Consider the following 26,486-nt stretch of genomic DNA (forward strand, 5'->3'; position numbering starts at 1 on the left):
GTCGTGACCCTGCGCCTGTATGACACCGCCACCCGGGAGGTACGCGACTTCGTGCCCCTGCACACCGGGCACGTGTCGATCTACCTGTGTGGCGCCACCGTCCAGGGAGTTCCGCACATCGGTCACGTCCGCAGCGGCATCGCCTTCGACATCCTGCGCCGCTGGTTGCTGCACTGCGGCGACGACGTGCTGTTCGTCCGCAACGTGACCGACGTCGACGACAAGATCCTGCGCAAGGCCGCCGAGGCCGGACGCCCGTGGTGGGAGTGGGCGGCCACCCACGAGCGGGAGTTCTCCGCGGCTTATGACGCGCTCGGCGTGCTGCCGCCGTCGGGGGAACCGCGGGCCACCGGATTCGTCACGCAGATGGTCACCTACATGGAGCGTCTCATCGAACGCGGCCACGCCTACGCCGCCGACGGCAACGTCTATTTCGACGTGCGCAGCCTGCCCGAGTACGGCGCGCTCTCGGGTCACAAACTCGACGACGTCCATCAGGGCGAGAGCGCGGGCACCGGCAAACGCGACCCGCGCGATTTCACGCTCTGGAAGGCGGCCAAACCCGACGAGCCGTTCTGGCCCACCCCATGGGGTGCCGGGCGTCCGGGCTGGCACCTCGAGTGCTCGGCGATGGCCACCTCGCTGCTCGGCGCGGAGTTCGATATCCACTGCGGCGGAATGGATCTCATCTTTCCTCACCACGAGAACGAGATCGCGCAGGCACACGGCGCCGGCGACCCGTTCGCCCGGTACTGGCTGCACAACGGCTGGGTGACCATGGGCGGGGAGAAGATGAGCAAGTCGTTGGGCAACGTGGTGTCGATCCCGGCGATGCTCGCGCGCATGCGGCCGGTGGAATTGCGCTACTACCTCGGTAGCGCGCACTACCGCTCGATGTTGGAATACTCCGACGGCGCCCTGACCGAGGCGGCCGCGGGCTATCGACGCGTCGAATCCTTTGTCGAGCGCGTACATTCGCGGGTGGCCGAGGTCGGTGTGGGTGAGGTGCCCGCCGAGTTCGCGGCCGCCCTCGACGACGATCTGGGTGTGCCGGCGGCGCTGGCCGTCGTGCACAACACCGTGCGCCAGGGCAACACCGCCCTCGAAGGCGGCGACGGGCCCGGGGCCTTGGCCGCGGCATCGGCGGTGCGGGCCATGACGGGCATCCTGGGTGTCGATCCGCTGGACCCGCACTGGCATTCCGATGCCGCCGACGACTCGGCGGCCACGTCGGCACTCGACGTGCTCGTGCAGGCCGAACTGGCCCGACGGTCGCAGGCGCGCGCCGACAAGGACTGGGCCACCGCCGACGCGGTACGGGATCGACTGGCGCAGGCCGGTATCGAGGTGACCGACACCCCCGACGGGGCACAATGGAGCTTGAAAGGCCGGGAGTAGATGGCGGGCAACTCGAAACGCAAAGGCGCCGTACGCAAGGACGGCAGCAAGAAGGGGCAGACCGTCGGCTCCGGCGGTCAGCGACGCCGCGGACTCGAAGGGCGTGGGGCCACCCCGAAAGCCGTGGACCGTCCGTACCATCCGGCGCACAAGCGTGCCAAGGCAGCCGCGAAAACCACTGCGGGACGACCGAGGTCGCGCAAGGACGACGGACCCGAGTACGTCCTGGGTCGCAACCCCGTCGTCGAGTGCCTGCGTGCCGACGTGCCGGCGACCGCCCTTTACGTCGTCACCGGCAGTGATCCCGACGACCGGGTCGCCGAGGCGGTCAAGCTGGCCGCCGACCGCGCCATCTCGATCCTCGAGGTGGGCAAGGGTGAGCTGGATCGGTTGTCGGCCAACGGTATGCACCAGGGCATCGCCCTGCAGGTCCCCGAATACAGCTACGTCCACCCCGACGATCTGATGCGCGATGCCCTCGACAGCGGCACCCCGCCGCTGCTGGTGGCACTCGACAACATCACCGACCCCCGCAACCTGGGTGCGGTCATCCGATCCGTCGCCGCCTTCGGCGGCCACGGGGTGCTCATCCCGCAGCGGCGCAGCGCCTCGGTGACCGCGGTGGCGTGGCGGACCTCGGCGGGTGCGGCGGCCCGGCTGCCCGTCGCGCAGGCGCCGAATCTGACTCGTACGCTCAAGGATTGGGCGCAGTCGGGTGCGCAGCTCGTCGGTCTCGACGCGGAGGGGGACGTGACGCTCGACGCCTACGACGGCACCGGGCCCACCGTCATCGTCGTCGGTTCCGAGGGCAAGGGGCTGTCGCGGCTGGTGCGCGAGACCTGCGACTCGATCCTGTCCATCCCGATGGCCGGCGACGTCGAGAGCCTCAACGCGTCGGTGGCCGCGGGCGTCGTGCTCGCCGAATTCGCACGGCAGCGGCGCCTGACGTAACGCGCTATGACCCGGCGCTGACCCGAATCCCGGCCAGCCGCAACGCTTCCCGCACCTCGCGGGCATGTCCGACGGCGCCGGGGGTGTCGCCGTGCAGACAGATCGACTCGGCGTCGACGCGCAGCACCGAACCATCGACGGCCACCACGGTGCCCTCGGACACGAGCCGTACGACGCGCTGCGCGATCTCGCCACTGTCGGTGAGCACGGCGCCCGGTTCGGTGCGCGGTACCAGGGTGGCGTCGGGGGTGTAGGCGCGGTCGGCGAACGCCTCGGCGATGACGGGGAGCCCCGCGTCGCGGGCGCGGTGCAGGACAGGCGATCCTGCGAGACCCATCAACGGCAGGGTGGCGCCGAGCTCACGCAACGCGTCGATGACGGCATCGGCCTGCCGGGTGTGGTGCACGATCGAGTTATACAGCGCCCCATGGGGTTTGACGTAGGTGACCTCGACCCCGACGGATCTCGCGAGCCCTTGCAGTGCGCCGATCTGGTAGAGGATGTCGGCGGTGAGCTCCGCCGGGGCGATGTCCATGAAGCGCCGCCCGAATCCGGAGCGGTCGGGGTAGGAGACCTGCGCACCGACGCGCACCCCGGACACCGCGGCCCCGCGGCACGTCGCGCGCAGCTCGGCGGGGGTGCCCGCGTGGAAGCCGCAGGCGACGTTGGCACTGGTCACGATCGCCAGCATCGCCTCGTCGTCGCCGACGCCCTCGCCGAGGTCGGCGTTGAGGTCGACCGACCGCCCGACCTCTTGCCCGGCGGCCACACGCGCAGTGTTCGACGTCACTGCCGCATTGTAGATTCGACTCCATGGGAGTTCCGAACACCGCAGTGGCCGACACCAGGGTTTCGACCGCGGAGGGGATCGTGTCCGGGGTCCGCGGCCGGCGTTCACGGCGTGGCACCGTCGCCTGGCGGGGCATTCCGTATGCGGCGCCGCCGGTCGGCGGTGGGCGGTTCGACGCGCCGCAGCCGGTAGCTCCCTGGCCCGGCGTGCGGCGCTGCGAGAACTTCGGTGACGCCGCGATCCAGGACAAACTGCTCACCGCGACCGGCCTCGGACGATTTCAGCCGGTGAGCGAGGACTGCCTGACCCTCAACGTCGTCGCCCCCGACACCGTGGCGAGCACTCCACGACCGGTGATGGTGTTCATCCACGGCGGCGCCTACATCCTGGGCACCGCCGCGACCCCGCTCTACGACGGCACGCACCTCGCACGTGCGCAGGACGTCGTCGTGGTCACCATCCAGTACCGGTTCGGGCCGTTCGGGATGCTCGATTTCAGCGGCTATTCGACGCCGGAGCGGCACTTCGACGAAAACCCCGGTCTCAAGGACCACATCGCCGCCCTGCAGTGGGTGCAGCGCAACATCGCGGCCTTCGGCGGCGATCCCGACAACGTCACCATCTTCGGCGAGTCCGCAGGCGGGACCTCGGTGCTGTGCCTGCTCGCCGCGCCCGGCGCCCGCGGACTGTTCCACCGTGCGATCGCCGAGAGCCCGGCCACCGACCTGGCGATCTCCCGCGAGAGCGCCGCGCTGTTCGCCGACGAGTACCTGCGACTGCTGCTCGACCCGAAGCGGCGCAGCACCGACACCACCAGCGTGCGTGAGCCGATCGACCCGCACGAGGCGGCCCGGATTCTCGACGCCGCCTCACCGGAGGAACTCCACCGCGCCGGCGGGCGGCTGATGGGCTTCGCCCGCCACGCCGACAGCGTCGAACCGACCCCGTTCGGGCCGGTCTACGGCGTGCCGTCCCTACCGCAGTCGCCGTATGCCGCGGCCCGCGACGGCAACACCGCGCCGGTCCCGCTGATCATCGGCACCAACCGCGACGAGGGCAAACTCTTCGACAAGTTCTGGAATCTGCTCCCCGACACCCAGCGGACACTGCTGGCCATCGAGGACGAAACCGCGCGCGACGAGATCATGAACCAGTACGCTGGCGGCGCCGACGATCAGTTGCGGCTGAGCGCCGACAGCATCTTCTGGGCTCCGGTCACCGCCTTCGCCGACGCGCATCGCGAGGTGGCACCGACGTATGTGTACCGCTTCGACTTCCACACACGTGCCCTCGCGCGCGCCGGGCTCGGTGCCACGCACGCGACCGAGCTGTTCGCGGTGTTCGGCGGTTACCGGATGCCGGTGTTCGCCGGGCTGGCGACGGCCGACTGGCGTGCCGCCGGCGCGATGGTCGACGAGATGCAGTCCCGGTGGGGCGATTTCGCCCGCGGGCGGCGTCCCGGGCCGGATTGGCCGGTCTACGACGCGGCGCATCGGCCGGTGATGGTCCTCGACCGCACCAGCCACGTCGAGTCCGACCCGGACGCGTCGCGCCGGCAGGCGTGGGATCGGGGGCGCCAACTCCTCGTCGCGTCCGGCGGTTCACCGCAGGCACCGTCCGACGTCGCCGCGCTCGACGGCTGAGCGGACCGGCTGAGCGGACCGGCTCACCCAGCGGTCACGGCGTCCGGTGATGTACGGAGTCCGCTGTTTCACGGAGTCCACTGACGCGGCGGGTCCGACATCAGGAACGACAGCACCAGCGGATTGAACAGTTCCGGCGACTCGATCGGCAGGATGTGCGTGCCCGGCAGGATCGCCAGCCGCCCGCGGGGCAACGTGCGGGACAGTTCCAGGCTCTGCTCGAGGTGCACCACGCCGCGGTCGGCGGCGACGACGAGTACCGGTGCGTCGACCTCCGCGAACTCGGTGACCGCGTAATCCGGTCCGTTGATCAGGAAGTCCTCGGTTTTCGCGTACACCGCGTCGAAATGCTCTGGGCCGTCCGGACTTTCCTCGTTGTAGGTGCCGCGCAGGAAGTCGACGAGATCCGGGTCCCGGTTGGTCATCCGGGCGAAGAACTCCGGTGCATCGCGTCCCGCGGAGTTGATGTAGTTGCAGGTGAGGACCACCCGGGACACCAGATCGGGGCGCACCCGCGCGACGAGGAGCGCGAGCATCGCGCCGTCACTCCAGCCGACCAGGTTGGCCGGCACCCCGACCGCCGTCTCGAGATAGCCGATGACCTGGGCGAGCATCGCGTCCATCGACCACGGCCCGGCGATATCCGGGCTGTGGCCGTGGCCGCTGCGCTCGGGGACGAACAGATGCAGGCCGGCGTCGGTGAAACCCGCGATCTGCGCACCCCACGTCGCCGCCGAGGCGAACGCACCGTGTAACAGGACCGTCGGCGCCCCGGCCGGATCACCGCCGACAGAATGCCAGATCAAGGTGCCGTCGACGTCGATGTAGCAGCCGGCATCGACGCGGTCGCCGACCCGGATCCCGGGATGGGTCATCGCGGCCGTCGGGGACATGGCGCGCTGTGTCGGATGCGGGACTCGGAGGGCATGGCGCCCATGCTCCCAGAGTCCCCGTAGCGCGGTGAGAACGTTTGAGAGTCGAAACGGCATCGGTCCTCTCGCGCACGAGTCGGGACCGCCGCGCGCCGCGCCCCGCCACGTATGTCGACCCGACCGAAGGTGCACATGCGGCGGTCTTTACCGATACGGTGACTTCACCAGTCTCGATAACCGCGAGAATTCTCGGATGATCGCGCCATCGTCCAATACCGGCGGTCGAAGGAAACCATGATCTTTCGTGTGCGCGTCACCCCCATTGTCCGCGCGGTGACCGTGTGCCTGCTCGTCCTCGGCCTCGCCGGCGGCCCCGCAGCACTGGTCCGCGCGGCACCCGGCGACCCGCCTCCGCCGATGTCCCTCGAACAGATCGGGTCGTCGCCGACCATCACCTTTCCCGGCCAGCAAGGGGAGGTGTCGCTGTCGATTCCGGTGCCCGACAATCTGAATCCCGACGAACTCCGCGGTGCGGTGTCGTTGCCGTCGTTCGTCACCGGCGGCACGGTCGACGTCGTGCAGGGTTCGCGGCTGATCTCGCGGACCCCGATTCCGACCGCGCCGAACGCGCAGATCGTCCTGCCGTTGGGCGGTGTCACGGTCAGCGCAGGCGCCGCCGACATCACCCTGCGCGCCTATCTGACCGTTCAGGGAATATGCCAATTCGACCCCGACAATGCATTCACCATCTCCGATGCGGTGGTCTCGTTCACCGGGCGAGAAGCCATTCCGCAGACCGTCGCACAATTCCTGCCCCCGATTCTTCGGCAACTGACCCTCGTCATTCCCGACGACGTCAAGCAGGCCGAGGGTGCGGCGGCCGTGGACCTCGCCGCGGCCGTCGTCGCGCACTACGGAACCGCGTCGGTCCCGGTGACCACCGTCGCGCGTCCACGCGCGGATCTCGCGCCGCCCACGGCTCCCGGACCACTCGAACGCCAGATCGTGATCGATTCCTCGGCGCCGGCGGGGCTGTCGTTGCGCGGCGGCCCGCAGGGTTCGGCGTACCTGGTCGTCGGGGGTCCCGCCGATCAGCTCGTCGCCCAGGCGCGCCTGCTGACCAGCAATCTCGCCTCGATCGCCGCGAGTTCGTCGGCGGTCGGCGGCCCCCTCTTCGACGCCCCGCAGCTCGCGCCGGACGTGCAGACCCTCGCCGACCTCGGCATCGGCGATCAGCAGATCGTCTCCAACACCTGGCCGTCGATCTCGGTCGGGATCGATCAGACCCGTCTGGGCCGTCCGTCCGAGAGCATCCGGGTCCAGCTCATCGGCTCGTATGCGCCGGCGGGCGGCAACGATGCCGTGATCTCGGTGCGCATCGGCCGGCGGGTCATCTCGACGCTGCCGACGGACTCCTCGGGCACCTTCAACAGCTGGGTCGACCTGCCCGACGACGCGGTCACCCGCTTCACCCAACTCACCGTGACGCTCGAGCGCGGCGGGGTGAACGAGGGCTGCGGCAACGGTTCCCGCTCGAGTCTGTCGTTGAGTTCGGCCGGGGAGATCACCAGCGACGTCGCCGATCCGCCACAGCCGGCCGGACTCGGGTCGGTCCCCGAATCGTTGATGCCGTGGGCCAAGCTGGCCTGGACCAGGGGTGATGTCGGCGATGTCGGTCGCGGTGTGGAGATCGCCGCCGGTCTGCAGAGGCTGTCGGTCATCCCGCTGGGCCTCGACGTGGTGTCGATGGCCGACGCCGCGTCGTCGCAGCAGCCGGCCGTGCTGATCTCGGCCGACGGCCGGGGCCTGCCCGATTTGACCTTGCCGGTCAGCTCATCGGGCGGCACGGTGACGGTGCTTGCCGCGACCGGTTCGTCGGCGCAGATCACGCTGAACCCGGCGCTGCGGTACGGATCGTTGCAGGCGACGCAGGTCGGTGGTCGGACGGTTCTGGTGGCGACGTCCACCGGTGACGGCTCCGACCTCGACGACCTGCTGCGCTGGCTCGACGACGACAACCGGTGGACCTCGATCGCCGGTGACGCGCTGATCAAGGTGCGTGATCAGGACCCGGTCTACGTCGACGCCGCGGCGTCGACCCCGCGTCCGTCGGCATCGTCGGGGCCCGGTACGGAGGCGACGATCGGCATCATCGTCGGCGTGCTCGTCGCCGCGGTCGTCGTGGCCGGTGCGGTGATCCTGGTGTTGCGTCGCCGCCGGTCCGGCGGCGACGCGGACAGCGCCCCGGACGAGCGGTGATGGTCCCACCATGACGGTGACCGAGCCGACCACCACACCCGCGTCCGCCCGCCCGGGTGCGGTGGCCCTGCGCATGGCCGATCACCCGTCGGTGGTGCTCGCGGTGCGCTGGCTGGTCCTGGCCGCGCTCACCGTCATCGCCTTCCGGGTCACCCTCCTCGCGGTGCTGGCGGAGATGCACGCGCTGACGCTCATCATCTACGTTCCCGTGCTGCTGGCGCTGGTGTTGATCGCGGGGATCGGCAAGTCCTGGCGTCCCACCCCGGAACCGCCGATCTACGACCGGCAGACCGACACGATCGTCGGGTCGATCGTGTTGCTGGTGTCGGTGTCGGTGCAGTTCATGGTGAATCCGCGGTATTCGCAGGCCTACATCACCGCCCACATGGACCTGCTGGCGTTGTGGCTGTTCGTCCTCGGCGGGGCGATTGTGATGTTCGGTCTGCGCCCGGTGATGCGTTTCCGATGGACCTGGGCGCTGGCGCTGCTGATCTGGCCGGTGCCGATGCGGGTGGTGATCCTCACCGCCGGTGGCGGCCCGGTCGCCGCGGGCGCGGTGATGGTCGTCGTCGCCGCGATCGCGACGCTCATCGCCGTCGGACGCAACCGTCGACGGGCCTTCATCGGCGCCGCGCTGTCGTTGGTCACCGGCCTGGTGATCCTGATCGTGATGCACGTCTATGTCGAAGGCCTGCAGCGTGTTCTGCTGGTGGTGGTGCCGGCGGTGGCCGCGGCGCTGATGTCCTCGCTCGTCATGTACTTCGACTACCGCAACCGGCATCGGCTGGGCTGGTCGCCGCTGGGACGCAACGTCCATCCGCCGACGCTGGCCCGGGTCCGTAGGCCCGGGCTGCTGTTGCTGCTGGCGACCGTCGTCATCGCCTTCATCCCGGTTCCCGTGACGGCGGCGAGTTGGCCGAGCGCGACCATTCCGGGCATGCCCGTGGGTGTGCCGCTGGCCCTGCCCACCGACTGGCGGCAGGAGTCGGTCACCCGGTACGACTGGGCCGAGCGCTTCTACAGCTCGGGATCGGTGATGTACCGGCAGATGGTGGTGCAGCGGCAGGGCAGTCCCCGGTTCGACAAGCAGTCCCGGTCGCGGCGGGTGGCCGTCGACTCCGTGGACACCGGGCGGCCGCTGTCGCTGCAGACCTATCCCTACATCTTTCGCTACGACATGGTCGGCGACCGGTTCGGTCCCTCGGTGGAGGTGCCCATGCCGCACGGTGTGCGTGCCTGGATGTGGACGGTGATCGACGACGCCCGCTACCTCAGCTACACGGTCGTGTCGTGGTGGTGGAACAACGGTCGTCTCACCCAGCAGGTCGTGCTGTGGTCGGTCGACAACCACGAGACCGACGCCTACTTCCCGGCGCCGACCTACACCGTCACCGGCAACGTCAACACCATGTTCACCGTCCTGTTCCGCGGGAACGCGGCCATCCGCGACACCACCCCCACCTACAAGGACCGGGATCTGTTGGTGGGCTTGGCCGCCGGCATCGTCGACGCCCAGGTCGAGGCGGCCCGACGAGAGGCCGGGACGTGAGTGCCGAGGACACCGGAGCGCCCGTGCGGGCCCGGCATCGCTCCGACGTCGACCCGCGGAGCCGCTGCACCCGGCCGACGCGTCCGGTCGCCGAGTTGCTCGTCGACGAGGACTATCGGCAGCAGGCCCTCTACGACGCGGTCGAACGACTCCGCGACGCCGACGCCGACGCCTCGGCCTCCACCGCGTTCTCCCGGCCGCAGCAGTACGGCGGCCTGGCCCTGCTGCTCGTCATCGTCGTGTTGGTCGGCTTCTTCCCGATCCCGACGCTGGCCACCCTGATCGGCATCGCCACCGTCGCCTACGTGGTCACGCTGATCGACCGCCTCGTCATCTTCCGGCGCGGCCTGGTCAACGGGGCCATCGCCGTCTCCGACGAGCAGGCCCGCGCCCTGTCCGACGACGACCTGCCGCCCTACACCGTGCTCGTGCCCGCCTACGGTGAACCCGAGGTCGTCGGCGACCTGATCAAGGCGGTTGAATCGATCGAGTATCCGCGCGACAAATTGCAGGTACTCCTGCTGCTCGAGGAGGACGACGAACCCACCATCCGGGCTGCGCGCGCCATGGAGGACGAGGGCGGCGTGGTGACGGTGGTGCTCACCCCGCCGGCGCAGCCGCGCACCAAACCCAAGGCGTGCAACTACGGTCTGCACTTCGCCACCGGCGACATCGTCACCATCTTCGATGCCGAGGACAAACCCGACCCGCTCCAATTACGCAGGGCGGTATGGGTTTTCCGCACCATCGGCGACGACTCGGTGGTGTGCGTGCAGGGCAAGCTCAGCTTCCACAACGCCACCGACAACCTGCTGACCCGCTGGTTCACCGCCGACTACGGCATCTGGTTCGGGTTCCTGCTGCCCGGCATGATGGTCAGCCGCGCCCCGATCCCGTTGGGCGGCACGTCCAATCACTTCCTGCGGGACGTGCTCGACGACATCGGCGCGTGGGATCCGTTCAACGTCACCGAGGACGCCGACCTCGGCGTGCGCATCGCCGACAGCGGATACCGCACCGCCGTCCTGGATTCGGTGACCCTCGAAGAGGCCAATGTCGATGCGATCAACTGGGTTCGGCAGCGATCACGCTGGTACAAGGGCTACATGCAGACGTGGCTGGTGCACATGCGCCACCCGATCACGTTGTGGCACATCCTCGGTCCGGTGGCGTGGGCCCGGTTCACCTTCCTGATCGCGGGCACCCCCCTCATCGCGTGCATGAACATGATCTTCTGGTTGATCCTGATCATGTGGATCGCCGGCCAGCCACCCGTTGTCGCGCACCTGTTCTGGGGTCCGATCTACTATCTGTCGTTGATCTCGCTGATCTTCGGCAACGGCTCGGCGCTCTACATGAACCTGATGGCCATTCGGGAGGACGACCGCAGCGAGCTGGTGGTCTCCGCGCTGTTGGTGCCGGCGTATTGGGTGCTGATGAGTATCGCCGCGATCAAGGGGATGTGGCAGATCCTGTTCAATCCGTCGTACTGGGAGAAGACGGTGCACGGGTTGGCTTCCGGCGGTGAGGAGACCGGGCCGGCGAGTGGTACCGGTGTGGCTGGTCCCGAAACCGGCGGTGGCGCATGACCCGCAATCGGGTGCTGGTGCTGTTCGTGGCAATGTTCGCGCTCTACTGCGGGGTGGGGTTGTACCTGGCGGTCGATGTGCACCTGTACTTCGGTGACGCGCTCTCGCGGGTGCAGTCCGCGCAGTCGGTGTTGTTCAGTCGCAGTCCGCATCTGGCGGCCATCGGATTCGTCTTCACGCCGCTGACGGCGATCGTGCAACTCCCGCTCACCGCGCTGACCCCGTGGATTCCGCAGATGACCACCGACGCGGTCTCGGCGGTGATCATGTCCTCGGCGTTCATGGCCGGATCGGTTGTCCAGGTGTCCGGCGTCGCCCGCGACCGCGGCCTCGATCCGGTGGTGGCGACGCTGGCGACCGCGTGTTACGCGCTGAACCCGATGATCGTGCTCTACGCCGCCAACGGCATGAGTGAGGCGCCGTACCTGTTCTGCCTCGCGTGGGCGGCACGGCGGCTCATGCGGTGGGTCGACACCGACGACGTCCACGAATTGTCGGTCGCCGGAATAGCATTGGCGTTGAGCTACCTCACCCGCTACGACGGTGGTGCGGCGGCGTTGGCGAGCGCGATCGGGGTCGCCTGGGTCAGTTTCTTCCGGGCCGATCGCACGAAACGGGTCAGCCGTACCTTCCTCGACGCGGTGCTGGTGGCCGCGCCGTCCGGGGTGGCGTTCATCGCATGGGCCATCACCGGATGGCTCATTACCGGAAATGCGTTCGCGCAGTTCTCCTCCGAATACGGCAATGCGGCCATCATCGAGCAATCCGGTGGCAGTGGATCCAGCGGTGCGGGCGAGGCCCTGCGATTCTCGATGACCGAGTTGGCGATCCTCGCGCCCCTGTTGCCGCTGCTGGCGGTGCTCGTCCTGGTCGTGCGAGCCCGGCACCGCCGTGTGTACGCGGTGCTGGTGCCGCTGGCGATGATCGGCGCGGTGCTGGCGTTTCAGATCTACACCTACGCAAAGGGTTCGACCTTCGGTTTCCTGCGGTTCTACATGACGGTCATCCTGCTGGCCGCACTGGTCTCGCTGCTGGCGGTGCCCGCCCGGCGTCAGTCGCCGTATCGCAGGCAGGGGCCGCGCACCACTGTGGTGGCCCACTGGACCGGCGGTCCGATCACCCGGTACGTCTTTTCCGGCACCATCGCGGTCATCGTGATGCTGGTGTCGTTGCCTACCACGGCATTCGGGATGACCTCGCCGAAATACGCGCCGCAGGAGTTCGCGCTGTCCTCGGTGGTGTGGCCGCGCCCCGACTCGGTCTCGCAGCGCTATCTCGACGAACGACGGATCGTGCGCAGCTTCTCCACCGAACGTACCCTGGCGCGCTATCTCGACTCACTCGACCTACCCGATGGCAGCGTGCTCACCGACACCGTCTACGGATTCGCGGTCGTCGTGCAGTCGCGACGGCCCAAACAGTTCGTCATCCCGTCCGACTCTGACTTCGTCGAGGTCCTCAACGATCCCAAAGCCGCAGGCGTGCAGTACATGCTGGCGGTACCTGCGTCCGGGCGCGGCCTGTCCGACGCCCTCAATCAACGCTATCCGACGCTGTACGAGAGCGGCGCGCAGATCGCCGTGCGGGTCCTCGACGTGCGCAACCAGGGTGCCGATCTGCCCGATTGGCGGGTGTATCGGGTGACGGGGAGTCGGTCGGGCTGAGGTCAGCCCCGCCGGCGCGACGCGGCCGGGGACTCAGACGATCGTGTCGTCGACCACCTGCCACGCGGGGTCGTCGTAGCCGATGTCGTAGGTGCACTCGTCGGGACGCGGATCGGGGACGAACGCCCACAACAACACCCCGGCGACGCCTTCTCGTCGGATGTCGGCGAGACGGGTCCGCAATTCGGCGGCGCGGGTCGAGGTCGACAAGCACGAACCGGCCTTGATGCCGAGTTCATTGACGACGATCGGCTTGCCGAGGCGTTGCGCCAACGCGATTCGCGCGCGCAGGTCGCTGCCCGTCGGTGGGATGCCCTCGTCGTTGCGATAGTCGTGGTAGTCGAGCACGTCGAGATGCGGCGACTGCGCGACGATGTCCATGTCGGTGCCGGTGGTGCCGCATTGGTCGCCGCCGGTGAAGCCGGCGAACATGGGGTGGCGCCGATCGATGTCGCGCAACGCGGCCCCGGCGGAGTCGAAGAAGTCGCGCAGGACCTGTGCCGCCCCGGGTTGACAGGTGCGATGCGCTAGGTCACAACCGCCCGTGCCGCAGCTACTGGTCTCCGGTTCGCCGACGAGTTCCCAACCGGCGAGCGATGTTTCGCCGGCCCAACGCTTGACCGCGATCGACATCCACTCGGCGTAGGTCATCCCACCGACGGCGCGGGTGGTGCGCCAGCCGTCGGCGTACCACGAACGGTCCTTGAACACCCCGTCCTCGCAATCGCCCGACGAACCGGTCAGCACCGGCAGCACCATCTGGTGGTGCCGCCTGGCTGCGGCGAACACGGCATCGAGAGGCCCGAAATCGAGTCCGCCGGTGTGCTTGTTGACCGCGAACATCGAGTACAGGTTGAAGCGGGTGAGTGCGCGCGGCGGCAGTGCGCCGAAGTAGCGATCGAGATCCACCTCGGCCCCGCACCCGGCGTTCACCGCCCAGTTGGTGCCGAGTTGATAGGCGTTGAAACCCGAAGGCCACCAGGGTGTTCCGTCGAGGTGTAGACCGGTGGGAGTGGTGTCGACACGTCCGGCGAAATGTGTGGTCTCGGCACCGGATTCGGAACCCGGGTTGAGGTAGCTGCAGGCGTTGAGCCCGAACAGGACCACGGCCAGCACCATGCTGATGACCGTGGTTCGTACGCGAGTGCGACCGTTCGGCACACCGCGCAGCCTACTCCGGTGACTATTGTCGCGGAGGTGAGACGTGAACCGTGGCACCGAATACTCGCTTCCGTCGTCGGCGCCGTTGCCTGCGCCGTCCTGCTCGTCGGCGTGGCCGGCTGCGGCGACGAGTCGTCCTCTGCGACGGGTTCGGAGCCGAGCGCGTCCCCGTCGCCATCCGCCTCGTCGGCTGCGTCCTCGTCCGCTGCGCCCACGGAGTCGTCGTGGATCGAGCCGACGGCGTCCCCGACGCTCGATCCGGTGCACGTCCCGCCCTATATCGATCACGTGCAGTGGGTGCAGACGCAGGTCGGGCCGAGCCTGCAGATCTATCCGACGCCCTCGGGTCGCAAGACGACCTCGGACAACGGCGCCGACGTCGCGTGGGCCGAGGTGCTCGCGCTGGCGCCCAACGCCGACACCCCGGGTATGCGCGCCCAGTTCGACTGCCACTGGACCTACGCGCGGATCGTCGCGCCCGACAAGCCGAGCTGGAACATCGAACCCGACCGCTCGGTGGTGTCGCAGCAGGAGATGATCAATACGATGTGCAATCCCGGCGGTCCGGAGGAGTGACGCCCCGGCGCCGGCGTTGGTGCCGGTGCCGGGGCCGGGTCAGGCGCGGGTGGCGTGGCGGCGTCGCGACCCGATCGCCCGGCACACGAGGTAGATCACGAACGAGATCGTGGTGACGAACACCGAGACCGGTAGTTGCGGCGCCAACGAGAGCAGCAGTCCGCCGACCGCCGCGATCTCGGCGAACAGCACCGACAGCGCCAGCACGACCGTCGGGTTGGCGCTCAGACGCGCGGCGGCGGCTCCGGGGGTGATCATCAACGACATCACCAGGAGCGCGCCGATGATCTGCACGCCCTGCGCGGCGGCGAGGCCGACGAGGATCGCGAACACCACCGACAGCGCCCGCATCGGCACGCCGCGTGCCTGCGCGACCCGGGGGTCCAGCGAGGCGAACAACAGCGGACGGTAGATGACGGCGAGCACGACCAGCACGACGGCGGTGGTGATCGCGATGGCGGTCATCCCGTGCACGCCGACGCTGACGACCTGCCCGGTCAGCAACGCGAAACCGGCACCGATGCGGCCGTAGAGCGCCAGGAACAGCACGCCCAAGCCCAACCCGAAGGCCATCACGACGCCGATCACCGAATCGCGTTCGCGGGCACGATTTCCCATGAATCCGAAGACGGCGGCGGCGAGGACCGCGCCGATCACCCCGCCGAGATTGATGCTGACACCGGCCAGCAACGCGGCGGCGGCGCCGGTGACCGACAGTTCGCTGGCGCCGTGCACCGCGAACGACATCTGCCGCGACACGATCAGCGGGGCGAGGACGCCGGAGAGCGCGCCGAGCAGGGCCAGCGCGATGAGCGCCTGCCAGACGAAGTCGTAGTGCAGCAGCCGCGCGGTCTCGGCGAAGTCCCAGAAGTCGCGGAGCTCGACATCGGCGGCCAAGACGGTACTGGTGGCCGGAACGGTACTCACAGGGCCGGATGCTCCTCGTCGGCGTGGCAGTGTGCGATGCCCTCTTCGCCGCCGACGACGAGGAGGCGGCCGTTGACGCGCACCACCTCGACGTGACTGCCGTAGAGCGCCGAGAGCGTCGCCGTGGTCATCACCTTCTCCGGCGGCCCCGCGAGGAACTGGCCGCCGACGAGGTAGAGCACCCGGTCCACATACGGCATCACCGGGTTGATCTCGTGCGTCACCAACACCACCGCGGTGCCCGCGGTGCGCCGGCGGCGATCGATGAGCTCGACCACACGTTCCTGGCTGGCCGGGTCGAGGCTGGCCAGCGGCTCGTCGCAGAGCAGCAACCGCGGATCGGTGGTCAAGGCCTGCGCCACCCGCAGTCGTTGCTGTTCACCACCGGAGAGCACCCCGACCGGGGCATCGGCGTAGGCGGTTGCCCCGACCTCGGCGAGCGCGGCGTCGACGATGCGCCGACGTTCGCCCCGCCCGCGCAGACCGATACCCCACCGAGCCCCGTCCACGCCGAATCCGACCAGGTCGCGAGCACGCAGGGCCATGGTGTCGGCGTCGTCGGCGTGCTGCTGCGGGATGTAACCGACGGCGTCGGTGACCTCGAGGTCACCGGCGCTCAACGGGTACTGGCCGAGCAGGGCGCGCAGGAACGACGTCTTGCCCGAACCGTTCGGACCGAGGACGGCGACGAACTCGCCGGCCTCGATCGTCAGGTTCAGCTCATCCCAGAGCACCCGCTCACCGAAGGCGAGCCGCGCGTGGCGAAACGACGCGACCGGGCTCGGTGTGGCGGGGCTCGGGGTGGCCGGGATCGGAGTGGTCATCAGACTCCGGACGAGTTCAACGCATTCGCGAGGGCCTCGACCTGACCGCGCTGCCAGACAACGTAATCGCTGACACCGTCGGGCAGCGTCTCGGTGAACTTCACGACCGGTACTTTCGCACCTTGGGCGACGGTGAGCAACGCCTCGGTCACCGAGTCGACGGCCTGGGTGTTGTAGATGAAGGCCTTCACGGTGCGGGAGGTGAGCAGGTCCTGCAGGGCGGCGCGGTCGGCGGCCGACGGCGACTGGCCCTCCTCGACGGCTGCGGTGAAGCCTGCGGGGGAGACGTCGACGAGTCCGGCTTCGGTGAGCAGGTAGCCGGCCAGCGGCTCGGTCTGGGCGACCTTGGTCCCGTTGTGGGCGGCCTTGATCTGGCTCACCTGATTGCGGACGGCGGCGAGTTCGGTGTTGAAGCGCAGCGCATTGGCGCGGTAGGTCTCGGCGTGGGCGGAGTCCTTGGCGGCCAACGCCTCACCGAGTTCGGTGGCGACCTGTCCGACGACCGCCAGGTTGTAGAAGACGTGCTCGTTGACCTCGTGCGAGTGACCCTCACCCTCCTCGGTGCCGGTCTCCTCGGTGGACTCCTCGTGGCCGCCCTCCATGATGTCGAAGGCGTTGATCACCGTGCCGGAACTGTTCTTGGCGGCCTGCTCCATGTACTCGTCGTAGTGGCCACCGTTCATGAGGATCACCGAGGCGTCGGCGACCTTCGCGGTGTCCGACGCCGACGGCTCGAATTCGTGCGGGTCGTCGGCGCTGTTGGTGAACAGCGCGGTGACCTCGGCGTCGTTCCCGGCGACCGCGGAGGCCACCGAACCCCACACATTGGTCGAGGTGACCACGGTCGGCTTACCGCCACTCGACGAGTCGCCGCCGTCGTCCGAACAACCCGACAGGACCAGCGCCGCGGCGGTCAGTAGACCGGCGGTGGCGACCAATGCACGCTTCATGGAGTAGCACCCTTCGCGAAAACGACAATCGTTACCGAATGCAGTGTAGGGGACGTCATTCTTCGCGACGAATCGGCGCTCACTCGCCGGTGAGCGCGTGTTATGCGGGAGAGTGCGCGGGCAGCACGACCGGCACGACGAAGCGGGTGAGCAGGTCGCGTTCGGTGTCGGCGTCGGGCGCCGGGGCGGCCAGTAGGGAGACCATCACCCGCACCAGCCAGCCGGCGCGATCGGCGAGGTCGGTGTCGGCAGGCTCGGTGTCGGCAGGCTCGGGTGCCAGCCGGGCCAGGATGCCGGTGGCCAGGGCGTCGATGGCCGGCGAGAGCAACGCCAGCTGGGTGGACGTGCCGGCCATCTCGGCGTCGAACCATGCGGACAGCGCCGGGTTCCGGCGCACCCCGGACAGTGCGGTCTCGATGGCGGAGACCAGCCGATCGGCCGGTGCGCCGACCTCGCCGATACTTGTGGCGACGTCGGCGCCGATGATCGTCGCCGTGCGTTCGACGAAGGCGGCCAGCAGGCGGTCGCGACCGGGGAAGTAGCGGTACAGGGTGGCGCGCGAGCAGCCCACCGCGTCGGCCACATCGCGCATGGTCACCGAGGCCACCCCGCGCGCGACGAACAGCGACTCGGCGGTGTCGAGGATGCGCGTAGCCGCCAGATCGGCGCGGTCGGCGGCCAGCCAGTCGGTGGGCGAGGTCATCGGTGGACCGGGCCGGCCCGGAACGGGACGCGGGTCGGTCGTCGGACGTAATGTCCTGCCGCCCATTCGATTCCGTCGACATCGACCTCGAACTCGGGGAAGCGGGCGAGGAGTTCGGTGAGCGTGACGTCGGCCGCCATCCGCGCGGCGGCCGCGCCGAGGCAGTGGTGGTCGCCATGGCTGAAGGTGAGGATGCCGCGCGGACGACGCGTGACGTCGAGGGCCTCGGCGTCGGCGCCGAAGACCTCCGGGTCTCGGTTGGCCGCTGCGTAGCAGAGCAGCACCTTGCGGCCGGCGGGGATCTCGACCGAGCCGTCGGGGGTGTCGTAACGCACCGGTCGTGTCGTGGAGCGGCACAGCCCCTGCACCGGGGAGGTCAGTCGTAGCAGTTCCTCGACGGCGTCGCCGATGAGGGAGGGTTCGGCGACGAGTTGTGCACGCTGATCGGGATGTTCGGACAGTAGCGCCAGCGAGCCGCCCAGTAAGCCCGTCGTGGTGTCGTTGCCGCCGGCGATCGTGGTGAACACGAATGCGAGGATCGAGACGAGGCCGGCGTCGTCGTCGGCGCGTCCGGCGGCAACGAGGGTGGAGACGGTGTCGGAGCCGGTGGCGCCTTCGGTGCGGCGCTGCGCGATGAGGTCGGCGAAGTAACCGAGCAGTTCGCCGGTCGCGGCGCCCGCGGTCCCCGCACCCGGGTCCGCGGCCCCGCCGACTGCGCCGACAATGGCCTCGGTCCACTCGTCGAATCGCGCCCAATCCCTCTCCGGCACACCGAGATAATGCGCGACCAGCATGCTCGGCAACGGCTTGAGGAGCAGGTGTGCGATGTCGACCGGGGTGGCGGGTCCGCGATGGGCGATCTCGTCGAGGCGGCTGGTCACGAAGTCCTGGATCCGAGGCCGGATCGACTGCACCTGACGAGGAGTGAAGCCGCGCGCGACCAGTGCGCGGAAGGCGGTGTGACCAGGCGGGTCCTGCATGACCATCGGCGGGTTGTCGGCCATGCCGATGGCCTCGATCTCCCCGTCGACGACGGTGAGTCCCGCCGCCGAGGAGAACGTCGACGGGTCGGTGGCCGCGGCCATGACGTCCACATGCCGGGTCAGCACCCAGAAGTCCGCGCCCGACGGATCGTCGGTGACGTGATGGACCGGTGACTCCGCTCGCAGGCGCGCGTACATGCCGAACGGGTCGCGCCACTGCGCGCCCGAGCGCAGATGGAAAAGCGACTCATGAGACGTGGTGGTCATCATGTAGTGATAGTGAGACACTATTGCTTGAGTGTCAATGTCCGAGTCGAGAGGTCTGGGGCATGCGGGTGAAACATGGTGGGCGGTCGGGGCCGTCCGGACCGGGGCGCTGACCCGAACCATTGCCGTGTGCTTCTCTAAGCTGAAGGGATGAGTTCGTCACGGCCCCGGCGCATCGCGTTGATCTCGGTGCACACCTCGCCGTTGGCGCAGCCCGGTACCGGCGACGCGGGCGGGATGAACGTCTACGTCTGGCAGACGGCGCAGCGTCTGGCCCGGCGTGGGGTGAAGGTCGAGATCTTCACGCGGGCGACGTCCTCGGCGGATGCGCCGACGGTGGCGGCCGCGGACGGGATCACCGTCCGACACATCGTGGCGGGTCCGTTCGAGGGGCTCGACAAGCGGGATCTGCCCGCCCAGCTCTGTGCGTTCACCGCGGGGGTGCTGCGCGCCGAGGCGATGCAGCGGCCCGGCTACTACGACCTGATCCATTCGCACTACTGGTTGTCGGGGCAGGTGGGGTGGCTCGCCCGGGAGCGGTGGGGCGTGCCGTTGGTGCACACCGCGCACACGCTGGCCGCGGTGAAGAACGCCTCGCTGGCCAAGGGGGATGCGGCCGAACCGCGGCTGCGGGTGATCGGCGAGCAGCAGGTGGTCGCGGAGGCCGATCGGCTCGTGGCCAACACCGACACCGAACGCAACGAGCTGATCACCATGTACGACGCCGACCCCGGCCGAGTGGACATCGTGACGCCCGGTGCCGATCTCGACTGCTACACACCGGGTTCGCGCTCCGATGCGCGCGCGGAACTCGGGCTGCCCGCCGATGCGAGCATCGTGACATTCGTCGGTCGTATCCAGCCGCTCAAGGCTCCCGACGTCTTGCTCGCCGCCGCGGCGCCGCTGATCGAGCGGCAGCGGGCGACCGGCCGTCGGCCGGTCCACGTGCTGATCGTCGGCGGACCGTCGGGCAGTGGACTCGACCGGCCGACCGCGCTGATCGATCTGGCCGCCGAACTCGGCATCTCCGACGCCGTGACATTCTTGCCTCCGCAGCCCGCGACGCGCCTGGCGCAGGTCTATCGGTCATCGGATCTCGTTGCGGTGCCCAGTTATTCGGAAAGCTTCGGTCTTGTCGCCATCGAGGCGCAGGCGTGTGGCGTCCCGGTGCTGGCCGCCGACGTCGGCGGACTCGGGGTGGCCGTGGCCGACGGCAGGTCGGGGATGCTCGTGGACGGTCATCAGATCGGGGACTGGACGACCGCGCTGGAGAAGATGCTCAGCAGTCCAGATCAACTGACCGCGATGGGACGCCGCGCACGCGAGCATGCCGAACAATTCTCGTGGGAGCACACCACCGACGCGCTGCTGGCGAGTTACGCGCGAGCGATGGATTCCTTTGCGGGTAACCGTGTCCCGGCCGTCGGGGTGACCCCGCTGGTGCGGGCGACCCGCCGCTGGCGACGCCGTCGGGCGCGGATGCCCCTCTGAATGTTGGTGTCCTGAGAGATTCTCGAGGCCACAACCGTCGAAGCGGAAGGAAGACGATGAGTCACACCGACCACATCGAATTACTCGAAAAGGTGCTCTCCGAACGGGAGATCCCGTTCACCCGTAAGAGTTCCGGCGCAGCCCAGGCCGAGCACATCGTGCTCGAGCTGCCGGGGGAGCGCAAGCTCAAGACGACGGTGCTGCTGACCGCGGGCACCTACGGTGTGCGGGTGGAGGCATTTGTCTGCCGCCACCCCGACGAGAAACACGAAGAGGTCTTCAAGTTCCTGCTCAAACGCAATCGCCGGCTCTATGGCGTGGCGTACACGATCGACAACATCGGCGACATCTACCTGATCGGCCGGATCTCCGGAGATGCGCTCACCGCCGATGAGGTGGACCGTGTTCTCGGACAGGTACTCGAGGCCGCCGACGGCGATTTCAACACTCTGCTCGAAATCGGCTTCGCCACCTCGATCCGTCGCGAATGGGCGTGGCGCGTCTCGCGCGGCGAATCGCTGCGCAACCTACTCGCCTTCGAGCACCTCATCGACAAGGACTCGTTGCCCGAACCCGGGGAACCGTTGCCGGACAGGTACGTTCCCGGCGAAACCTCGGTGATCGACGACGCGTCCGGTAGCTGAGCGTTCCGCTCGATCCCCGCTGGTCGAGGTCCCTCCGGTGGTCGAGGTGCGAGCCGCGTGCGGCGAGCCTCGAGACCCGGTGAGATAACCAGCCTCCCAACCACATCCGCTCCCGGCAGCGCCGAACGCGAGCCGAACTCGTCAACGCCCGCGCTGCACCAGCCGCGTCTGCACAGTGGAGCCGCGTACTCATCACTCCCGACGGACGAGCGCCCCTTCGCCCGATGGTCGAGCATCTTCCCCTCGATGGTCGAGAACTGTTCCCCCTTGATGGTCGAGAACCCTTGCCCCCGAAGGTTGAACAACCCGCCCTCCCCGATGATCGAGAACCCTCCCCTCAATGGTCGAGAACTGTTCCCCCTCGATGGTCGAGGTGCGAGCCGCGTGCGGCGAGCCTCGAGACCCGGCGAGACAACAAGCCCCCCAACCACATCGAAAGCAAGACAAACAAGAGCCGCACCCCTACCACACCCCACCGACAGAAAATCAGCGCCGAAACACGTTGTCCACAAGCAGAATTGATCAATATTCCCCTTGCATCGAACACGCTGGCGATGTAGACTGAATCCATCGCACCGATCAGCCACTGGGGAGGGGCCCATGATCGACACCACTGAAACTCTCGACCCTGGAACTGTCGAAGCCGAAGCAGTTTTCGCCGCCATCGTCACCCGACTCAGCGACCTGCAATGGGATCCGGAGATGACCGGACCGCAGGCTTTCGGCGCAATGAAGCAAGTCCTGTTGTTGCGGAATCTGGTTGATCATCACGCCACCACCCTCACCGGTGAAATGGACCGGCTGGGCGTGGCTGACCACAAAACCACCCGACTGCGAGAACTGTTGATCAGCATGGGTTTCGCACCCTCGGTCGCAGGTCGGTACGTGCGGATCTCGGCCACCAGCGACATTGATCTGTTGTTGGCGCATGCTGCGGACGGGTCCATCTCCTCAGAACACACCGATGCCATCGTGCGTGGGTTGGCGCACATTGATACCCGATGCCCGGAACCTATGGACACCGTCCAACGGTGTGGGTTCCTGCGGAAACTGCTGTCGCACTACTTCGCCGGCTTCACTCCCGCCGAGATCAACCTCTACGCGCGGCAGCTGGGTAACGAGTTGGCGGCCGAAACACCGGGCGGGTTACCGGCCGCCGAGGACAAGAAGATCAACTCCTACACCGACCGCATCACCGACGACGGACGGTTGGAGATCTCGGCGAACCTCGACATCGTCGCCGGCGAGAAAACCAGAACTTTGATGGAAACCTTGTCGACGCCCAAGCCTCAGCCCGACGGCTCGCCCGACCCCCGCACACCTGAACAGATCTGTGCTGCCGCGTTCGAAACGATCGTGGAGTTGGCGGCACAAGGACTAGCGGACACCACCTTCTCAGCCAAACCCACCAACGGCCTGTTGTGGACCTGGTCGGCGGACAACCCGGCACTCGGCGGCGAGTTGCAGAACATGGGCGCCATCACCGAAGCCACAGCGCGGATGTTGTCGTGTGACACCACGATCACCAAGATCATCCTCAACACCGACGGCGTACCCCTCGACGTCGGACTCAAAGAACGCTTCTTCACCCCAGGACAACGCAAAGCACTACTCCTCCGCGATCGCGGATGCATCAAATGCGGAGCACACGCCGGACGCTGCCAAGCACACCATGTGCATCACTGGGCCGATGGTGGTCCGACCGACCTCGACAACGGTTGCCTGCTGTGCACCAGCTGCCACGACGATGTGCACCACCACGGATGGGACATCATCATGGGATTCGACCGACACCCCTGGCTGATCCCACCCGCCAGCGTCGATCCGAAACGACGACCCGTGCCGTCGTATCACCGACGCACGATGCGGCTCGACGACGCCGCAGCCTGACCTGCGCTGCCCACTACCTGATTCCCTGCACCCGGCGTGGCCGGGACCGCATCTGTTGTTTGAGAATTCCATAGTGATAGTCCCATCCCGATGGTCGAGGTGGTCGCGCCCGTGGCCCGGAATGCCTTCGGCACAAGGGGTCTCGAGGCTCGTCGCTGGCGCTCCTCGGCACCTCGACCACCGGACGGGGAGGGTCGCCGGGCGAGAAGGCGGAGCGTCCTTCGATGGCATCGTCATCCCCCGATGGTCGAGGTGCGAGCCGCGTGCGGCGAGCCTCGAGACCGACTGCGCCGGTGCTGGATTCGGATCACGATGGCTCGGAAAGTCGTCAGCACAGGGGGTCTCGAGGCTCGTCGCTGGCGCTCCTCGGCACCTCGACCACCAGGTGGGAAGGGCCGCCGGGGCGGGGAGGGTGGCCGTGCGGGATGAGCGCCAGCATCCTTCCACGGCGAGCCGTCTCCCCCGATGGTCGAGGTGCGAGCCGCGTGCGGCGAGCCTCGAGACCGACTGCACTGGTGCTGGATTCGGACCACGGTGGCCCGGAATCCGTTCGGCACAAGGGGGCTCGAGGCTCGTCGCTGACGCTTCTCGGCACCTCGACCACCGGACGGGGAGGGTCGCCGGGCGGGAGGAGCGTCAGAAGGTCAGTGGTGTGGTGGTGCTGGGGCCCTGGCGATATCGGGCGAGGTCGACCGACTGCCAACGTCCGTTGAACTCCGGGATCGGCAGCGGGAACCAATAGCTCGAGTCGAGCCACATCTGGCCGAGGAGGGGGACCGGACCACCGGAGATGTCGTGCCACGTACCGATCGGAGCATCCCGGAACGTACCGACATTGTGTCCGTCGACGAAGAAGTTGACATACTCCTTGTCCAGCTTGATGGAGTAATAATGCGGATTGGCAAGTAGTTTCGGGTCGAGGAGGACGATCTGCGGGAGCAGGGTTCCGGCCTTCTTGACCATCATGAAGAAGCCGCGCGGCATGTCCTGCGCGAACGCATGGAACAGCGGCGTGGTGAGGAGCTGGCTGGCCTGGCCCATGAATCCTGCCGAACCGTTCCACATGAACCACGCGACCTCGAGGCCCAGCGGATCGATGGAGCGATTCGAGATCCCCCAACCGGTGGTGCCGTTCCACGTCGGGATCTGTTGTGCGCCGGTCACTCTCATCGTCATGGTCTGGCCCGGCTCGAAGACGGGTTTGGCGAGGAGTTCGGCGTTGTTGTAGGGGAACAGGCCTTGCACCGTCGGTGGGACGGAGAACGTGGCGCCTTTCGGGCCGAACGACAGGCGGCTGTACCCGACGTCGGTGTTGCACCAGTCGCGAGGCGGATGGGCGAAGTTCTCGTCCATCGGGCGAGAGGGTTGTGGCGCGCCGGTGCCGATGTAGCCGGCGGCGGCGCGCGCGTTGAGCACCGCGCAGTTCGGCACGCCGTCATCCACGCCGGGGGTCTGGATGTTGGGGTCCGCCGATGCCATGCCGGCACCGGCGATGATCGCGGCTGCCGCCGCCACCGCGACCGTCTTACGGATGGCTGATTCACGCTGCATGACGCCTCGATCCACGGAGTGATTCAAATGTGGAAACAGACGTTATCAGAAACATCTTTCGGGATCTGTTCCAGCTTCGGCGAAAGCGACATACCGGACCGAGGTCTGCGTCACAACGTGGCAATGACTGTTGATACGATTGCGCTGATCATCCTGTCCAACGGAGGTGCCATGAGCTTCGCGAGTCCTTTTCCCGATGTCGAGATCCCCGATGTGAGCCTCTACGAGTTTCTGTTCGGGTCGATTGCTGACGCCGATCTGGAGCGGGTGGCGCTTGTTGATCCGAAGTCGGGCGCGGAGACCACGTACGGCCAGCTGATCGGTCAGATCAACGCGGCGGCCGGGGCGCTCGCGGCGCGCGGTATCGCCGTCGGTGACGTCGTGGGGGTGCTGTCACCGAACATCCCCGCGTTCGCCACCGTCTTCCACGGCATCCTGCGCGCCGGTGGTACTGCGACGACGATCAATGCGTTGTTCACCGCGACCGAGATCGCGAAGCAGCTTCGGGATTCGGGTGCGAAGATGCTGGTCACGATCTCGCCGATGGCCGAGCAGGCGCTCGCGGCGGCGACCGAGGTCGGTATCGCCGGGGAGAACGTGATCGTTCTCGACGGTGAGGGGCAGGACGCGACCGGCCATCCCAACGCCGCCGATCTGCTCGCACCGAATCTGGCTGCCCCCGACGTCACCTTCGATCCGGCGACCCACGTCGCGGCGTTGCCTTACAGTTCGGGCACCACCGGGAATCCGAAAGGTGTTGCGCTGAGCCATCGCAACCTGGTGGCCAACGTGGCGCAGATCAAGCCGTTGCAGGGGATGACACCAGACGACGTGGTGATCGCGGTGCTGCCGTTCTTCCACATCTACGGGATGACGGTGCTACTCAACGCGGCGTTGTACAACCGTGGTCGTCTGGTCATCATGCCGCGCTTCGATCTGGTCGAGTTCCTCGACAACATCCAGAAGTATCGGGTGACCAGCGCCTATATCGCGCCGCCGGTCGCCGTGGCGTTGGCCAAGCACCCGATCGTCGACAACTACGATCTGTCGTCGCTGACGGTGATGATGTCGGGGGCGGCCCCGCTTGATGACGAGTTGGGCAAGGCGGTGGCCAAGCGTTTGGATCTGCACATGTTGCAGGGCTACGGCATGAGTGAGCTTTCGCCGGTCAGTCACCTCATCCCGATCGACACGACTGCGGCGTTGGGTGTGGAGGAGCCGCCGTTGTCGTCGACGGGGTGGGCGATCCCGAACACCGAGAACAAGATCGTCGATCCGGGGACCGGTGCGGAGATCGAGCTTCCCGTCGAGGGGTTGTCCGAGCCCGGTGAGCTGTGGGTGAAGGGCCCGAACGTGATGCTGGGGTATCTCAACAACGAGCAGGCCACCGCCGACACGATCGATGCCGAGGGTTATCTGCACACCGGTGACATGGCGCAGGTCGACCCGACCGGGTGTGTGTACATCGTCGATCGGCTCAAGGAACTGATCAAGTACAAGGGTTATCAGGTGCCGCCGGCGGAGTTGGAGGCGTTGTTGTTGACGCATCCGAAGATCGCCGACACCGCGGTGATCGGGGTCAACGACGCCGACGGCGAGGAGATCCCGAAGGCGTTCGTGGTCACCCAGCCCGATGCCGACCTCGACGAGAACGAGGTGATCGAGTTCGTCGCCGCCAAGGTCGCGCCGCACAAGAAGGTTCGCGCCGTCGAGTTCATCGACGCCATCCCGAAGTCGGCGTCGGGCAAGATCCTCCGAAAGGACTTGCGCAAGTAGGCGACCGGCGGGTCATCGGGCACAATCG

21 protein-coding genes are annotated in these 26,486 nt (G+C 67.8%); 12 read left to right on the top strand and 9 right to left on the bottom strand.

Features of this window, described 5'->3' with window-relative positions:
• Nucleotides 1–3 precede the first annotated feature (3 nt).
• Together cysS and rlmB are read left to right on the top strand one after the other, a co-directional pair.
• On the top strand, nt 4–1,398 hold the full coding sequence (gene cysS, locus J6U32_RS07495) for a cysteine--tRNA ligase (RefSeq protein WP_208794372.1): 1,395 nt from the start codon (nt 4–6) through the stop codon (nt 1,396–1,398).
• Nucleotides 1,399–2,349, top strand: a complete 951-nt coding sequence (rlmB, locus tag J6U32_RS07500) for a 23S rRNA (guanosine(2251)-2'-O)-methyltransferase RlmB (RefSeq protein ID WP_208794374.1) — start codon at nt 1,399–1,401, stop codon at nt 2,347–2,349.
• A 4-nt stretch (nt 2,350–2,353) separates the two neighbouring features.
• Here rlmB and J6U32_RS07505 read toward each other — a convergent pair whose 3' ends face one another.
• Entirely contained in the window at nt 2,354–3,139 is a 786-nt protein-coding gene (locus tag J6U32_RS07505; RefSeq protein ID WP_208794376.1) for a LamB/YcsF family protein, read from the bottom strand.
• A gap of 23 nt (nt 3,140–3,162) precedes the next feature.
• Here J6U32_RS07505 and J6U32_RS07510 point away from each other — a divergent pair, with 23 nt between their 5' ends.
• Nucleotides 3,163–4,782 carry a carboxylesterase/lipase family protein gene (locus J6U32_RS07510; RefSeq protein ID WP_208794378.1) on the top strand — a complete coding sequence of 540 codons (1,620 nt, stop codon included), beginning with the start codon at nt 3,163–3,165 and terminating at the stop codon, nt 4,780–4,782.
• A gap of 68 nt (nt 4,783–4,850) precedes the next feature.
• Here J6U32_RS07510 and J6U32_RS07515 read toward each other — a convergent pair whose 3' ends face one another.
• A complete protein-coding gene (locus J6U32_RS07515; protein ID WP_208795993.1) occupies nt 4,851–5,657 on the bottom strand; it encodes an alpha/beta fold hydrolase in 807 nt (268 codons plus the stop codon).
• Nucleotides 5,658–5,948: 291 nt separating this feature from the next.
• Here J6U32_RS07515 and J6U32_RS07520 point away from each other — a divergent pair, with 291 nt between their 5' ends.
• From J6U32_RS07520 to J6U32_RS07535, 4 genes are read left to right on the top strand one after another with little or no spacing between them, the layout of a single operon-like run.
• Nucleotides 5,949–7,913, top strand: coding sequence for a hypothetical protein (locus J6U32_RS07520; RefSeq protein ID WP_208794380.1), 1,965 nt, complete (start codon nt 5,949–5,951; stop codon nt 7,911–7,913).
• Between the two features lie 10 nt (nt 7,914–7,923).
• The gene (locus J6U32_RS07525) at nt 7,924–9,462 is read left to right on the top strand and encodes a hypothetical protein (protein WP_208794382.1); all 1,539 of its coding nucleotides are present in this window, start codon (nt 7,924–7,926) and stop codon (nt 9,460–9,462) included.
• A 23-nt stretch (nt 9,463–9,485) separates the two neighbouring features.
• Entirely contained in the window at nt 9,486–11,051 is a 1,566-nt protein-coding gene (locus J6U32_RS07530; protein WP_208795994.1) for a glycosyltransferase, read from the top strand.
• On the top strand, nt 11,048–12,715 hold the full coding sequence (locus J6U32_RS07535; RefSeq protein ID WP_208794384.1) for a glycosyltransferase family 39 protein: 1,668 nt from the start codon (nt 11,048–11,050) through the stop codon (nt 12,713–12,715). Before J6U32_RS07530 ends, J6U32_RS07535 begins: the two co-directional genes overlap by 4 nt.
• 33 nt (nt 12,716–12,748) lie before the next feature.
• On the opposite strand, the gene J6U32_RS07540 is transcribed toward J6U32_RS07535, so the two are convergent.
• Nucleotides 12,749–13,834: a beta-mannosidase gene (locus J6U32_RS07540; RefSeq protein ID WP_208795995.1), complete on the bottom strand. Its 1,086-nt coding sequence runs from the start codon at nt 13,832–13,834 to the stop codon at nt 12,749–12,751.
• A gap of 78 nt (nt 13,835–13,912) precedes the next feature.
• Between J6U32_RS07540 and J6U32_RS07545 the strand changes: the two genes are divergently transcribed.
• The gene (locus J6U32_RS07545; protein WP_208794386.1) at nt 13,913–14,452 is read left to right on the top strand and encodes a DUF2599 domain-containing protein; all 540 of its coding nucleotides are present in this window, start codon (nt 13,913–13,915) and stop codon (nt 14,450–14,452) included.
• Nucleotides 14,453–14,491: 39 nt separating this feature from the next.
• Here the strand turns inward: J6U32_RS07545 and J6U32_RS07550 are convergent, their stop codons facing one another.
• The 5 genes from J6U32_RS07550 to J6U32_RS07570 form a co-directional block, all read right to left on the bottom strand.
• Nucleotides 14,492–15,379, bottom strand: a complete 888-nt coding sequence (locus tag J6U32_RS07550) for a metal ABC transporter permease (protein ID WP_208794387.1) — start codon at nt 15,377–15,379, stop codon at nt 14,492–14,494.
• Nucleotides 15,376–16,203, bottom strand: a complete 828-nt coding sequence (locus J6U32_RS07555; RefSeq protein ID WP_208794389.1) for a metal ABC transporter ATP-binding protein — start codon at nt 16,201–16,203, stop codon at nt 15,376–15,378. Before J6U32_RS07555 ends, J6U32_RS07550 begins: the two co-directional genes overlap by 4 nt.
• Nucleotides 16,203–17,153 carry a metal ABC transporter solute-binding protein, Zn/Mn family gene (locus tag J6U32_RS07560; RefSeq protein WP_208794392.1) on the bottom strand — a complete coding sequence of 317 codons (951 nt, stop codon included), beginning with the start codon at nt 17,151–17,153 and terminating at the stop codon, nt 16,203–16,205. Before J6U32_RS07560 ends, J6U32_RS07555 begins: the two co-directional genes overlap by 1 nt.
• A 100-nt stretch (nt 17,154–17,253) precedes the next feature.
• Entirely contained in the window at nt 17,254–17,856 is a 603-nt protein-coding gene (locus J6U32_RS07565; RefSeq protein WP_208794394.1) for a TetR/AcrR family transcriptional regulator, read from the bottom strand.
• A complete protein-coding gene (locus tag J6U32_RS07570) occupies nt 17,853–19,109 on the bottom strand; it encodes a cytochrome P450 (protein WP_208794396.1) in 1,257 nt (418 codons plus the stop codon). Before J6U32_RS07570 ends, J6U32_RS07565 begins: the two co-directional genes overlap by 4 nt.
• A 147-nt stretch (nt 19,110–19,256) precedes the next feature.
• On the opposite strand from J6U32_RS07570, the gene mshA reads away from it, so the two are divergent.
• The 3 genes from mshA to J6U32_RS07585 all read left to right on the top strand — a co-directional run bounded on the left by mshA (nt 19,257) and on the right by J6U32_RS07585 (nt 23,131).
• A complete protein-coding gene (gene mshA, locus J6U32_RS07575) occupies nt 19,257–20,597 on the top strand; it encodes a D-inositol-3-phosphate glycosyltransferase (protein WP_208794398.1) in 1,341 nt (446 codons plus the stop codon).
• Nucleotides 20,598–20,653: 56 nt separating this feature from the next.
• Nucleotides 20,654–21,241, top strand: coding sequence for a YbjN domain-containing protein (locus tag J6U32_RS07580; RefSeq protein ID WP_208794399.1), 588 nt, complete (start codon nt 20,654–20,656; stop codon nt 21,239–21,241).
• A gap of 600 nt (nt 21,242–21,841) precedes the next feature.
• Nucleotides 21,842–23,131, top strand: coding sequence for an HNH endonuclease (locus tag J6U32_RS07585; RefSeq protein WP_208794401.1), 1,290 nt, complete (start codon nt 21,842–21,844; stop codon nt 23,129–23,131).
• Between the two features lie 636 nt (nt 23,132–23,767).
• Here the strand turns inward: J6U32_RS07585 and J6U32_RS07590 are convergent.
• Entirely contained in the window at nt 23,768–24,682 is a 915-nt protein-coding gene (locus J6U32_RS07590) for a hypothetical protein (RefSeq protein ID WP_208794402.1), read from the bottom strand.
• A gap of 171 nt (nt 24,683–24,853) precedes the next feature.
• Between J6U32_RS07590 and J6U32_RS07595 the strand changes: the two genes are divergently transcribed.
• Entirely contained in the window at nt 24,854–26,458 is a 1,605-nt protein-coding gene (locus tag J6U32_RS07595; protein ID WP_208795996.1) for an AMP-binding protein, read from the top strand.
• Nucleotides 26,459–26,486 lie beyond the last annotated feature (28 nt).

It is taken from the genome of Gordonia polyisoprenivorans (assembly GCF_017654315.1).
Taxonomy (GTDB): domain Bacteria; phylum Actinomycetota; class Actinomycetes; order Mycobacteriales; family Mycobacteriaceae; genus Gordonia; species Gordonia polyisoprenivorans_A.